The following is a 13,377-nucleotide window of genomic DNA, read 5'->3' on the forward strand; positions in this document are numbered from 1 at the left end:
TGCAGTTTGTTGACTCTGGCGCGTGGCGGCTACATGTCCTCAGCGGAGAAGTCGTAGTCCATCGTCGGGCTTGGCGACTGAACGTAATGGCCCTGGATGTAATTGACCCCGGCCTGCCACAGTGTCGAGAGCATTCCGGCTGTTTCGACGCAGGGCACGATGGTCAGTTTGGCCTGAGCGTGCAAGCTGCCGAGCATTTCCTTGAGGGTTTCCTGATTCTGCGGATTGCTCAGGTCTTGCGAGTAGGAACTGTCGAGTTTGACGAAGTCGACATGCAGGTGCTTCAACGCATTGAATGGGTTGAGGGCGCAGCCAAACATGCTCAAGGCCACTTTGCAGTGCAGCTCGTTTAAACCCTGGCTCAATACCTTGGCCTGCTTGAGGTAGGTGATTGCGTCCGGCTCTTTGAGCTGGAATATCAGCGCATCCGAAGGCAGCCGGGCTGCCTTGAAGGCCACGCTCAACCACGGCAACAGCGTCTGATCCTGCAAACTGGCGCTGGTCAGGTGGATGAACAGACGCGTGTCATGGCCTTTGCTGCGATGCTCGGTGAGGTATTTGACCGCATTGAGAATGACCCAGCGATCCAGCTTGGCGCCGAGCCCTGCAGTATTGGCAGCCTCGAGGAAGGCCTCCGGGAGCAGCTCTTCACCCTGTGGGCTGAGCAGTCGCAGGAGCACTTCATATTGTTCGGAAGTGTCGCCACGCAAGCTGATGATCGGCTGATACAGCAAGCGGAAACCGTTGTTGTCGAGCGCCTGCTGAACCATCGCAACCATGTTGCCACGGTTGGCTGCGGCGGCGAGTTCGTCTGCCGGGTCGAATATTTTCAGGGCATTGCCGTCGCTAAGCTCTTCGGCGCAATGATGCGCGCGATCGACAACTTCCAGTACGTTGGCGGTTTTTTCGCTGAGGCCGGCGGCGCCGATGCTCAGGGTGGTTTGCACCGACACACCGCTGACATCGAACAGATGCGCATCCACTTTCTTGACCAGGCTGGCCAGCGAAGGGCCCGCATCTTCGGGCGTCAGACCCGGATGCAGCACGGCAAAAGCATCATCGCTAACGCGCGCCAGATGTACGTCTTCTGCAAAGTGCGAGCGCAGCAAATTGGCCAGATCGGCAAGCAGCATATCAATTTCGGCGAGGCCGATCTTGCCGAGCAGGTTGGAATAATGATCGACCCGAACGTAAGCCAGAGAGGCCGGTTGGCCGGTGCTGATTGCGCGGCTGGCGGCGCTTTCGAGCAGCTCAAGGAAATAGGTCCGGTTGTACAGCCCAGTGACCAGATCCTGGCTGCTGATCTCACGGAGCTTTTCTTCCAGCTCGGCGTTATTCGATTCCTTGCGGATCACCACCTGTGTGCAGGGCTCACTGTCGTAGGTGGCCGGAACGAGGCTCATGCGTGCCTTGAATTGCTTGTTGTGCGCGGTAACGCCGGTGCAAGTCAGTTCGGTTTCGCCGTCGGCGTTCTGATAATTCTTGAGGAATTCTTTGAAGCCTGCCTGATCGTCACTGGCGATCAGGTCGATCATCGGCATGCCTTCGAGTTCGTCGGCATCTTCGTACTCGAACAGTTCAAGGTAGGCACGGTTGGCATAAATATGCATGCCGTCGTGCACATAAGTGATGGCATCGACCGAGCTTTCGAGTAGCGAATGGCAGCGTTTTTCGGCTTCGCGCAGGGCTATTTCAGCGCTGCGGCGCGCGCGTCGTTCTTCAAGATTGCTCAGCTCGCGTTTTGCGACTAATACCAGACGCTCGTCGTCACCTTGCGGCACGGCATCCTGCGCGCCCATATTCAGGGCTTCGGTCAGGCTGTCGGATTCGTTATCGGCGAGCAACTGAATGATCGGGATGTCCTTGGCCAGCCGCCGAATAACACTGATTGCCTCGGTTGGCGCAAGCGCTTGGCTTTGCGGTGCGCAAATGAGCATGTCCCAGCTTTGCTGGAGCGTCTCTGTGAGGTCGTCGCTTGAGGTCAGGCGGTGGACGCGAGTTGCGCTTCCGGAGTTTCGGAAAAGACTAACGAGGCGTTCGGCCTCGTTTTGCGAGTCTTCGAGAATAAGTAGCCGTATAGTTTTTTTTTCGATGGCCATTATGGGGTCGAGGCTACGCCGATAGAGGGTGAAAAGACGTCAAAATTGATGATTTGGCAATCTACAGCGACTTCCAAAGTGAGTCAAAGTCTTCCTCGGTACTCGGCTTGTGGGTTGTCCCAGCTGTGACGGGCTTCCCTTGCTCAGGCGGTGGCTGGTCCATTTGACGGTACTCGAACTGGCTGAAACTGCCGGTGCTGGTCTTACGTCGGAGCAGGACTGCACGGTGTTCGAGACCATTGATGTTGAGCCTCACTTTGCTGCCTTCCTGAAACGGCAGGCGCGGTGTCAGCAGACTTGCTGGCCGCGAGATGGCACTCATTTCCGGGAGTACCAGTGCGCGCAGGTATTCACTGTTCTGCTCGCTGGTGCGCACCAGTTGCAAACCGCAGGCTTGTGCGCTGGGTGCGATAAGCTCGATGCCCATTTGTGTACCGCCTGCGCGTGCCTGACGAATCCAGCGCACCACTGCGATGCTCCAGCCAAGCTCGGGCAGATCGCGTACACCGACCAACTCGCCCGCCTGCAGCTGGCTTGGCACCTCGCCGGGCCAGGTCAGGCAGTAACCGCCGGGGCTGTGGTTGATGATTGCCAACGGGTAGCTTGGATAAGTCTCACCGCTGGTTTCATCGTCCTCAAGCATCGTCGATGGCTCTTTGTAATAGCCAATCTCGTCGTATTGCAAGCCGTTCTCCCAGTCTGGACTTTTATCGACGTCATAGGCTTGCGACCAACTGTCTTTCGACAGGCTTGAGGTATTGAATACAGCTTCGCGAGTAACGGCTTTAGCTTTCAGGCACTGGCTGAACGAGCGCTCACCACTGAGAAAGAAGTGCACGGCGCTCATGCCCAAGCACACGGTTAATTTGCCCTGACCTGTGAGCCGGTTGAACGTGCGCTCGGATAAATCACCCCACGCGGCGCTTAAATGGTGCAGGGTTTCGAGGCTCATGCCGGCTGGAATGCTCAGGCGTGAGACTTTGCGCTGCTCAGGTTCGAGCAGCAGGTATTCCTTGAGCATGTCTACCAGCGCGTGGGTATCTAGGCCCAGTGTGTGTTGCAGCGCCTGATCGGTGAGCAGCGAGGTATAGCGGGGCGGGCTGTCGTGATCGACCGCTACGGTGAACAGGCTGGTTGGCGTTGCCTTGTCCTTTAGATGTGCCAGATGACTCCAGCTTTCCAGCGCCTGCGCGACATGGGCAATGCTGCTCTGGCGCAACTGGTTGCAGCGGGCGCAGCCGATCAGCAACGCCACCAGATAGCTTTGTTCACTGCTGCTGCTCTGATTGGTGTTCAGTTTGTCTGGCACCGGCGTGCTGTGCAGGCGCTTTGAGCGGGCGATTTGATAGAGCAAATGCAGCTCCAGCCAAATCCGTTCAGGCACCGGGCAGTAGAGTTGCGTGGCGCGAACCAGAGGCGCGCAAAGGCTGCTGATGGCGCGCTGCAGAGCGACCGTGAAGGTCGTTGCCAGCTCCTTGCTTGGCTGCTTGCAGATATCGACAACAATCAGCTTGTAGCCCATGGCCAGATGGTTTTGCAGGGCCTGGCACAGGTTGGCGACTTTGCGCGGACGCTCTTCGAGCACAATCGCCTTGTTCAGAAAGTGACGCTGCAGATGCTCACAGACGAAGTACACCTCCGGGCGAATCAGCTCCAGCAGTTGCAGGCGATTATCGGCCGGAGTTTGCAACTGATTGAGCTCAGCCAGCGCTTGATAAAGTTGACGCGCCGTCTCGCCAATATTGGCCTTTGGCAGCCCGGCTATCCAGCGTTTGAACTCGCGTGGGGAGGCCTCGCTGAACGACAGGCTGGCTTTGCTGGGAACCGGAACTCGCAGCAGTAAGTAGGGGCTCATTTTATCGGTCAAGCAGGTGCTCCAACATCAGTTGGTGTATTGAGTCGTCCAGAAAATCCGTGAACTGTGGCCGGACCTTGTATTGCTTAGAGCATAGATCAGGCAGGAAAATTCCTACAGAACCTAAATCAATCATAAGCGATCCGGGCCGATTTCAAGCTTTTGCAGCGATTACCTAGCCAGAAGTTGGCCCATGCGCACTTCGCTACCCGCGTTGAGCTGCTGATCCCATTCAACAACTTGCGGGCCAAATAGCACGATGGCGGTCGAGCCGAGTTTGAATCGACCCATCTCTGCGCCAGTTGCCAGGCTGACGGGCGCGCGAGCGGCCTCGTCGTAATCGAAGGTTTTCAGCTCACGCTTCGGCGGGGTGACCAAGCCGGCCCAAACGGTTTCAACCGAGGCCACGATCATCGCGCCGACCAGCACCACAGCCATCGGGCCGCGTTCGGTATCGAACAGGCAAACCACGCGCTCATTGCGGGCAAACAGTTCCGGCACGTTTTCAGCCGTGGTCTGGTTCACCGAGAACAGGCGACCTGGCACATAAACCATCTTGGTCAGGGTGCCAGCCAGCGGCATGTGTACGCGGTGATAGTCCTTGGGCGACAGGTAGACGGTGGCAAAGTCGCCGCCCATGAATGGCTTGGCTATTTCAGTATCGCCGCCCAGCAGCTCGGTCACGCTGAAACTGTGGCCTTTGGCCTGAAAGATGCGGCCGTGTTCGATTTTGCCCAGTTGGCTGATTGCACCGTCGGCCGGGCAAAGCACCGCGTTCGGCGTGGCGTCCAGAGGGCGGGCGTCGGCTTTCAGGGCGCGGGTGAAGAATGCGTTGAAATGTTCGAAGGCGGTTGGGTCTTCAATCTGCGCTTCGCTCATGTCGACGTTGTACTGTTTGATGAACCAGCCGACCAGTCGATTTTTAAACCAGGCTGTCTTGCACTCGGCGGCAAAGCCGATCAGGCGCGAGAGCAGGTGGTGCGGCAGCAAGTACTGGCTGATGATGAACAAACGTTGTTTCATGGGATTCCCTTGAAGGCTATCGAGGCCCGCCAATGCGGGCCGTAATAAATGGCAATGCGTGATTACTGCTCGACGGGGGTGTCAGGGTGGTTGCCCCATTCGCCCCAGGAGCCGGCGTAGGCTTTTACGTTCGGATAACCCAGTGCTTTGGCGACCAGATAGGTAAAGCCCGAGCGGTGATGCGTTTGGCAGTGGGTGATGATCTCTTTGTCGGGCGTGACACCCAGTTGCTCAAGGATTGCCTGCATGTCTGTGCGGATGCGCAGTGCCCGGTCTTTATCCATGCCCGCGGTCCACTCGAAATTCACCGCGCCGGGGATGTGTCCGCCTTTGGCGGCAAGTACTTTTTCGCCGGAAAACTCGGTAGGTCCACGCGCATCCCAGATCGCCAGGTCGGCGGCGCCCAGTCGGCTCTGCACATATTCACGCGTGGCCGTCGGGCCGTCGTTCAGCGTCAGGCTGACGGGCTCGCTGTGAGCGGCTGGTGTTTCGTCGCTCAGTGGCAGTTGTTCGGCCTGCCAGGCCAGCAGACCACCGTTGAGGTAGTGATACTGGTTATGGCCGATAACATCAAGTAACCAGATGAAGCGTCCGGCCCAGCCGCCGCCTTCATCGTCATAAACCACATACACCGCGTCCGGGTTATGCCCCAGCTCGCTGAACAGTTGCTCGAGTTGCGCCTTGTCGGGCGTTAGTCCGGGCGCAGGTGGCTGGCCTAGCTGGGTGCGCTTGGGGTCGACAAAATGCGCGCCAGGAATGTGCCCGGCTGCGTAGCGTGCGCTGCTGGTCAGATCGACCAGAATCAACTCGGGCGCATTCAGGCATTGCGCCAATTGGACGGGTTCTATAACCAGCGGCAACTCAGCAAAGGCGGACATGCTAGGCCTCACATGGGATTAAAAACCCCAATTGTAACGGAAACCCTAGCCTGCGCGGTTAGCAAAGCTTGTCAGTGCACGATCAATGCATTGAGCGGTTTTGCCAAATATTTTCAGTTGAGTCTCGCTGAGCGGTTGCCCGTTGATGTCAGCCACCAGCAACATCACCACCCGGCCCTCGTTTGCGACTGAACGCAATAGCAGGTTCTCGCCGGCGAACAATGCTTTCAGCGGTCCGGGTAGCAACGCCGAAAATTGCGCGATATTGGCGGGCGTCAAGTGCAGTTGGCCGGGCTTGGCCAGCAAGCTGCGCAGCACCTGGCTTTGCAGAGGCAGCAGCGTTATGTCGGCGGCTTCTGCGGGCAAGCCTGCCAGCTCTTGTACCTTCAAGGCACTTTGCTTTTGATCGATACGCAGCAGTAACAGGCGCTGCATACCGGCGGCTTGCAATGCCTGAATCGCACATGAACTGAGCTGCATGGTGTTGCTGAAGGCGCTCGGGCTTTGCAGCAATTGCGCGCATAACTGGCGCCATTGCTGCGCATCGGTTTTGGCGGGGGCGCTGGCGACATTCGGCCGCAAATGGACAGCGTCCCACGGCCACAGTAACGCCTGCGCCGGATGCCAGAGCTGTTCGGTATCGCAACGTCTGGCGCTTACTGCGGCTTGCTGGTGGATTTGCTGTTGCAGTTCGCCAATCGTTGCCTGCAAATAAAGCCCGGTTAATTGTTGCCAGCGCAGGCTGTGCGGTCCGCTCCAGCAGTGGTGCGCGGACAGGGCAATGGCATTGGCAAGCAGAACACTGTTGGCCGGATGCGTCAGCCAGCGGCTCAGGTTGTTGTCCTGATCCAGGCATTGTTGTTGCTGCAACGGGTGTTCGTTGTCCCGGGCAATGTGCAGCGCCCGCACCAGCAGACGTCGGTCGGTGAGCAGCAGGCGATAGGCCTGGATTATCCATTCGGGCAAGCGCCAATGCTCGGCTAGTGCCAGGCACAGGCTAGGCAGGGAGACGCCAAGGAGTTGCTTCTCGACCTTGCACGCTTGCTCGCCATTGAGCAGAACGCGTTGTTCCCACTCATCAAAGAACTCGGGGTGGGCGGCAACCAGCGGCCACAACGGTGCCAAAAACAGAATGCTGCCCCAGTTTATTTCCTGCCAAAGCCGCGCCAGTCGCCCGGCGAACAAGCCATTCGCCTGCTGCGCCGCGTGCTGGCTGATCAACAGGATTTGGCGCAGTTGCCGCGGAATCTGCTCGACGGGCAGAGTTGGCTGACGACTGATCAGCTGTGCGCTGCGCTCCAGGCCCAGTCGGCTCAATGCGGTTTCCAGATGCGCGCAAGGCTCGCCCAAGGCGGAGGCGCTGCGATTGGCCTCGCGCATGATGCACAGTGCCAGCGTTGGCGTGCGTTGCATTATCTCGCCAATGTCGCGCAGCGAGCGGCGGCTGTCGCCGAGTGCACGCGTTATTTGCTGCAACGCTTGCGGTGTGACCGGCAGTGGTTGTTTGTCGAGAAGCTCAAGCCACTGCGCGCGCGTTTTTGGGCTGGGTAAGGGCATCACTTCAACCAGACTGATTTAAGAGGGTGGAGCGTCAACGGGTGCTGTTGGCTTGCACCGGCGCTCTGATAAAAATAGTTAGAACGCTTCGCACCAGCCTGTAAACTGCGCCACGTTGTGGTTAGCTCTTTGTCGGCTCCGCCAGTCGGTTCTTGAGTCGCGCTGGTTTTGCGCCGAAATAAATTCTGCCTACAGTCTCGCGCAAATCTTCCGATACAGAGAAGGATTGTTTAAAAGAATCCTTATTTCAGGTCTTCAAGTTTTAAAATTATGGCAAAAATAATCGGCATAATTGTGGTGTTTGCCAGCGTGCTTGGGGGCTTTATGCTCTCTGGCGGCCATATCATGGCGCTGGTTCACCCCTTTGAAGTATTGATCATTGGCGGTGCGGCGCTGGGTGCTTTTTTACAGGCCAACCCCGGCAGCACGTTCATGCAGGTCTTCAAGAAATCCCTGAAGATGTTCAGCTCGCGCTACAAGCACAGCTATTACCTTGATGTGCTGCGCCTGCTCTACGAGATTCTCAACAAGAGCCGCCGCGAAGGCATGATGGCCATTGAGGCCGATGTTGAGGACCCGGCAGCGAGTCCGATTTTCAGCAAATACCCGGCGGTTCTGAAAGATGAGCGCATGTGCGCGTTTATCTGCGATTACCTGCGCATCATGTCATCTGGCAACATGGCGCCGCATGAGCTCGAAAACCTCTTCGACATGGAAATTACCAGTCTCAAGGTTGAGCTTGACCATCCTTCGCACGCGGTTGCACGAATTGCCGACGGCCTGCCGGCGATGGGTATTGTGGCGGCGGTACTGGGTATCGTTATCACCATGTCGGTGCTGGCCGAGGCGGATAACGCCGAGATCGGTGAGAAGGTCGGTACGGCGTTGGCCGGTACCTTTATGGGTATTCTCGCCTCGTACGGTTTTTTCGGCCCGTTGGCCAGCTCGCTTGAGCACGACTCGCTGGAAGAGCTGAACGTCTACGAAGCCATCAAAGCCGGTCTGGTTGCGTCTGCCTCGGGCATGCCGCCGTCGCTCGCTGTCGAGTTTGCCCGTAAAGTTCTGTATCCCGCTCACCGCCCAAGCTTTACCGAGCTTGAGCAGGCGATGCGTGGAAACTAAAGGCTGAATCATGGAAAACACTCAGCCGATTATCGTCAAACGCGTCAAGAAAATTGCCGGTGGCGGCCACGGGGGCGCCTGGAAAATCGCCTTCGCCGACTTTGCCATCGCGATGATGGCGTTTTTCATGGTGATGTGGCTGATGTCCTCGGCGACGCCGGAGCAGAAGAAGTTGATTTCCGGTTACTTTCAGGACCCCGTGGGCTTTTCTGAAAGCGCCAGCCCGTATGTGATTGATCTGGGTGGCTCGCCAACGCCAGCGCCGGATCGTACGCTCAACCCTGAGCCGAGTGTTACGCCCGAGTCCACCAGCGTCGATATCAGCGAAGAGCGGGCGCAGTCGATCGCCGAGGAGATGGAGCGCGAGCGCCTCGAGTTGTTGCTCAAGGAATTGCAGACCAAGGTTGATGAAGATCCGCAGCTGAGGAACTTCAAGGATCAGATTCTTTTCGAGATCACTCAGGATGGCTTGCGGATCCAGATCACCGATGCGGAAAACCGGCCGATGTTCGATCTGGGCAGCGCGCGTATCCAGCCGTATTTTGAAGATATCTTGTTGGCCCTGACCGACACGATCAATTCGGTGCCCAACAAGATCAGCATCAGCGGCCACACCGATGCCAAGCCCTTTGCTGGCAATGCCGGGTTTGGTAACTGGGAGTTGTCGGCCAATCGGGCGAATGCGGCGCGGCGGGTGCTGGTCGAGGGCGGCTATGACGAAGACAAAATAGCCCGTGTTGTCGGCTATGCCTCATCGGCCCTGTTTGATCGCGCCGATCCCTTAAGTCCGATTAATCGGCGTATCGATATCATCGTGCTGACCAAAAAGGCCCAGCGTGACATCGAAGGCGCCAGTGGCGACTCGGCCGCGCCGGAAGCGCAAGCGCCTGAGTCCAGCACCGCGCCGCAGAGTGATGCCGCTGCTCCTGCTTCAGGTGTTGCGGGCGAGCCGGCGCAGCCTGAGCAGCTCAAGCAGCGGCTGAATATCTTTGAGGATGGGGTTTTGCAGTTCGATCAGGTCAAGCCGGAGTAAGCGGGCCGCCCGACTGCACGGCCCGGAACTCAATATTCGTCTTGCGGCAGGCTGGCCAGAATGTGCCGGTAGCTGGCCATTCGCTGCGGCTGAATACGCCCGTCTTCCAGTGCGTTGAGCAACGCGCAACCCGGCTCACGGTCGTGCTTGCAGTCGCGGAAGCGGCAGTGGCCGAGCAGCTCCTGAAACTCGATAAAGCCCGCCTCGACATCTTCACGGCTGACGTGCACCAGGCCAAATTCACGAATGCCGGGTGAGTCGATCAACTCGCCGCCACCGGGGAAGTGGAACAGGCGCGCGGTTGTGGTGGTGTGCGTGCCTTTGCCGGTTAGCTCCGAGAGCGGGCCGACGCGGGTTTCGATACCGGGCAGCAGGCTGTTGACCAGTGAAGACTTGCCGACGCCAGACTGGCCGACGAACACGCTGACGTGACCATCAAGCTGCTTTTTGAGCTGCTCCATGCCGTCGCCTTCGTGGGCCGACACTTCGAGTACCGGATAACCCAGCTGCCGATACACCGCCAGCAGCGCATTCAATGCGACGCTGTTTTGCTCGTCGATCAAATCAGCTTTGTTCAGCAGCAACAGCGGGTGGATGCCGGCATGTTCAGCTGCAACCAGATAACGGTCGATCAGGTTGGCGTGCGGCTCAGGCAGCGGCGCAAACACAATCACGATCAGATCGACGTTGGCGGCTACCGGCTTGAGTTGGCCGCGGGTGTCGGGGCGGCAGAGCTCGGTACTGCGCGGCAGTTGCGCCACGATAACCCCGATGCCCTGATTGCCCGGACGCCAGACAACCTGGTCGCCGGTAACCAGCGCGGGCAAATTGGCGCGCAAGTGGCAGCGGAACACTTGGCCGGCGAGTTCGCCTTCGAGCGCCTCGACTTCAACCTGCACCCCGAAGTGGGCGATAACCAGCCCGGTTTGCTCCGGGCCAAGGTCGCCCCCTTCAAGGGTTTCCAGCGCTTGAGATTCGCGCTTGGCGGCACGCGCTGCGCGCTCACCCTGAATTTTTTCGATCCGCCAGTTTTGCCGGCGATTGAGTTGGCGTTTGGCCATGAGTATTCCGAGGTTGAAAAGCAATAAATTCCGTTCGCGAGTCTAGCATGCGCAGCGCCAGGACTTACGTTGAAGCGCTACACTGGTGCCGCGATTATTCAGAGGCAGTTCATTGATGGGCTACGTACAGGCATTGCAGTCACGGTTTGCACGCGCGCCCTGGTTGGGCGCGCTGCTTGCACAAGTGGCGGCGTTATTGCTGATTGGATTGCTGCTGATGCTATTGGCCCAACTCAGCCCGTGGCGGCCCAGCTTGCTGTTGGCTGCAGGCGTGCAGGGCGTGCTCGCCGCCGGATTAAGTCGCTGGTTTGGTCTGGGCGTATGGTGGCAAGTGTTGGGCTTATTGTTTGTGCCAGCGGTGTTGCTGGCTAATCAGGCGCAACTGCCTGCCTGGGTGTTTGCCGTGGGTTTTGTGCTGGTGCTGTTGCTCAACTGGAACAGCGCCACCGAGCGCGTGCCTTTGTACCTGACCGGCAAGCAAACCCGCGAGCAGTTGGCGACGCTGCTTGAACGGCGCAGTGACGAGCTGCGGTTTGTTGACTTGGGTTGCGGCCCGGCCGGTACTTTGCTGGCGCTGGCCAAAGCTTTTCCGCGTGGCCAGTTTGTCGGGGTTGAAACCGCGCCGTTGAGTTTTGCCATCGCCTGGCTGCGTTGCATGTTGCAGCCCAATTGCTCGATTCGTTACCAGAGCTTGTGGCGCACCGATCTGGCTGAATTCAACGTGGTCTACTGTTTTCTCTCGCCCGTGCCCATGCCTGCGCTGTGGCTCAAGGCCAAGGCACAAATGCCGCCAGGCGCCTGGCTGATCAGCAACACCTTTGCGGTGCCGGGCGTCGAGGCTGATGAGTGCATCGAAATGGCTGACTGGCGTCAATCAAATCTGTTGCTGTGGCACATGCAGGCAGACGATATCCGCTAAACTGGCGGTTCTAGCCGAGGAGCGGACCATGCAAAATTCGCAAAACCTGATTTGGATCGATCTTGAAATGACCGGTCTCGATCCAGACAAAGATGTGATCATCGAGATGGCCACAATCGTCACCGACAGCGATTTGAACGTATTGGCCGAAGGGCCGGTGATCGCCGTGCACCAGTCCGAGGAATTGCTGGCGGGCATGGATGAATGGAATACCCGTACGCACGGCCAGAGCGGCCTGACCCAGCGCGTACGTGAAAGCAAGATCAGTCCGGCCGAAGCCGAGGCCCAAACCATCGCGTTCCTGCAAGAGTGGGTACCGCAGGGCAAGTCACCGATTTGTGGCAACAGCATTGGTCAGGATCGGCGTTTTTTGTATCGCTACATGCCGGCGCTGGAGAATTACTTTCACTACCGCTATCTGGACGTCTCGACTCTGAAGATTCTGGCCGAGCGCTGGGCGCCGCAACTCAAGGAAGGCTTCCAGAAGAAAGGCAGCCATCTGGCGCTGGACGATATCCGCGAGTCGATTGCTGAACTCAAGTACTACCGCGAAACTTTCCTTAAGGTGTGATCGCGGCGCGCTGGTGATGTTGCTCCAGCGCCCATTCGACATGCTCACGCACCAGTTCAGACGGGTGCTCGCGGCGCGCCTTCAACGCCTCCAGTACGGGGATGGTTGAGGGCGCATTGCCCAGCCCGACCGCCAGATTGCGCAACCAGTTGAGATAACCGGTGCGGCGCAGCGGCGAACCTTCGGTGCGGCTCAAGAACTCATCCTCAGTCCACATAAACAGCCCGGCCAGTTCGGCGTTGTCGAGATCGTGACGCGGCTTGAAATCGCCTTTGTCAGTGGCTTTGGCGAAGCGGTTCCACGGGCAGACCATCTGGCAATCATCGCAGCCAAACACCCGGTTACCGATTGGTGCCCGCAGTTCTACTGGGATCGCGCCCTTGAGCTCGATGGTCAGGTAAGAAATGCACTTGCGCGCATCCAGCACATACGGATCGACAAAGGCGGCTGTCGGGCATATGTCCAGGCACGCGGTGCAGCGCCCGCAATGTTCGCTGGCGTGCGGTGGATCAATCGGCAATTCGAAGTCGATGAACAGCTCGCCGAGAAAGAAGTAGCTGCCGGCTTTGCGGTTGAGCACCAAGGTGTTCTTGCCGATCCAGCCGAGCCCGGCGTTCTCGGCAATGGCCTTTTCCAGCACCGGCGCGCTGTCGACAAAGGCGCGAAAACCGAACGGGCCAATCTCCTTCTGAATGCGCTCTGCCAGTTGCTGCAGGCGTTTGCGAATCAGCTTGTGATAGTCGCGGCCCAGCGCATAGCGCGATACATAGGCTTTTTCAGGGTTGGCCAGTTGCTCGGCCATGCGCGTATCACCCGGCAGGTAATCCATGCGCAGCGTAATCACCCGCAACGTACCCGGCACCAGTTGCTCGGGGTGCGAACGCTTGCTGCCGTGAGCGGCCATATAGTCCATTTCGCCCTGATACCCGGCGTCCAGCCAGCGCTGCAGGTGCGCCTCATGCTCGCCGAGGTCGACGCTGGCGATGCCAACTTGTTGGAAGCCCAGTTCGCGGCCCCAATCCTTGATCGATTGAGCCAGCGTAACGGGGTCGAGCGCGGACGAATTCATGCGGAGCAACGGGCCTGGACGAGAGTCGCTACAATTTTGCCAGACAAACACACATCGCAACCGCACAAAAACGCCTTGGTGCGACATCCGGGCTGATAAAATCTGCCGATAATCAGCCTGTGCATCAGTAAACTGGGTGCCTGCGCTAAGGCTTTTACCGTGCCCAGCCGGCATTGGTATCGAGGGAGGG

The 13,377-nt window shown here is 58.4% G+C and carries 11 protein-coding genes; 4 read left to right on the plus strand and 7 right to left on the minus strand.

What is annotated here, in order from left to right; all coding sequences use genetic code 11:
* Positions 1-29: 29 nt before the first annotated feature.
* The 5 genes from BM395_RS07735 to BM395_RS07755 all read right to left on the minus strand — a co-directional run bounded on the left by BM395_RS07735 (position 30) and on the right by BM395_RS07755 (position 7,412).
* Complete coding sequence (locus BM395_RS07735) at positions 30-2,099, minus strand: EAL domain-containing response regulator (protein WP_090510319.1); 2,070 nt, start codon at positions 2,097-2,099, stop codon at positions 30-32.
* A 61-nt stretch (positions 2,100-2,160) separates the two neighbouring features.
* Positions 2,161-3,954, minus strand: a complete 1,794-nt coding sequence (locus tag BM395_RS07740) for a molecular chaperone (protein WP_090510322.1) — start codon at positions 3,952-3,954, stop codon at positions 2,161-2,163.
* Between the two features lie 171 nt (positions 3,955-4,125).
* On the minus strand, positions 4,126-4,977 hold the full coding sequence (gene asd, locus BM395_RS07745) for an archaetidylserine decarboxylase (protein WP_090510325.1): 852 nt from the start codon (positions 4,975-4,977) through the stop codon (positions 4,126-4,128).
* Between the two features lie 62 nt (positions 4,978-5,039).
* Positions 5,040-5,855, minus strand: a complete 816-nt coding sequence (locus BM395_RS07750; RefSeq protein ID WP_090510329.1) for a rhodanese-like domain-containing protein — start codon at positions 5,853-5,855, stop codon at positions 5,040-5,042.
* 45 nt (positions 5,856-5,900) lie between these two features.
* Complete coding sequence (locus BM395_RS07755) at positions 5,901-7,412, minus strand: HDOD domain-containing protein (protein WP_090510332.1); 1,512 nt, start codon at positions 7,410-7,412, stop codon at positions 5,901-5,903.
* A 270-nt stretch (positions 7,413-7,682) separates the two neighbouring features.
* Here BM395_RS07755 and motA point away from each other — a divergent pair, with 270 nt between their 5' ends.
* Together motA and motB are read left to right on the plus strand one after the other, a co-directional pair.
* Complete coding sequence (gene motA, locus BM395_RS07760) at positions 7,683-8,534, plus strand: flagellar motor stator protein MotA (RefSeq protein WP_069898292.1); 852 nt, start codon at positions 7,683-7,685, stop codon at positions 8,532-8,534.
* A 10-nt stretch (positions 8,535-8,544) separates the two neighbouring features.
* Positions 8,545-9,567, plus strand: a complete 1,023-nt coding sequence (motB, locus tag BM395_RS07765) for a flagellar motor protein MotB (protein WP_090510334.1) — start codon at positions 8,545-8,547, stop codon at positions 9,565-9,567.
* A 29-nt stretch (positions 9,568-9,596) separates the two neighbouring features.
* Here the strand turns inward: motB and rsgA are convergent, their stop codons facing one another.
* Positions 9,597-10,628 (minus strand): small ribosomal subunit biogenesis GTPase RsgA, encoded by a 1,032-nt coding sequence (rsgA, locus tag BM395_RS07770; protein WP_090510337.1) that lies wholly within the window; start codon positions 10,626-10,628, stop codon positions 9,597-9,599.
* A 115-nt stretch (positions 10,629-10,743) separates the two neighbouring features.
* Here rsgA and BM395_RS07775 point away from each other — a divergent pair, with 115 nt between their 5' ends.
* Entirely contained in the window at positions 10,744-11,547 is an 804-nt protein-coding gene (locus BM395_RS07775; protein WP_090510340.1) for a class I SAM-dependent methyltransferase, read from the plus strand.
* Positions 11,548-11,575: 28 nt separating this feature from the next.
* Positions 11,576-12,118, plus strand: coding sequence for an oligoribonuclease (gene orn / locus BM395_RS07780; protein WP_090510343.1), 543 nt, complete (start codon positions 11,576-11,578; stop codon positions 12,116-12,118).
* Here the strand turns inward: orn and queG are convergent.
* Complete coding sequence (gene queG / locus BM395_RS07785) at positions 12,108-13,187, minus strand: tRNA epoxyqueuosine(34) reductase QueG (protein ID WP_069898287.1); 1,080 nt, start codon at positions 13,185-13,187, stop codon at positions 12,108-12,110. The two genes, orn and queG, sit on opposite strands and share 11 nt — an antisense overlap.
* Between the last annotated feature and the right edge of the window lie 190 nt (positions 13,188-13,377).

Origin of the sequence: Pseudomonas marincola, assembly GCF_900116605.1 — a bacterium.
GTDB classification, from domain to species: Bacteria; Pseudomonadota; Gammaproteobacteria; order Pseudomonadales; family Pseudomonadaceae; genus Aquipseudomonas; species Aquipseudomonas marincola.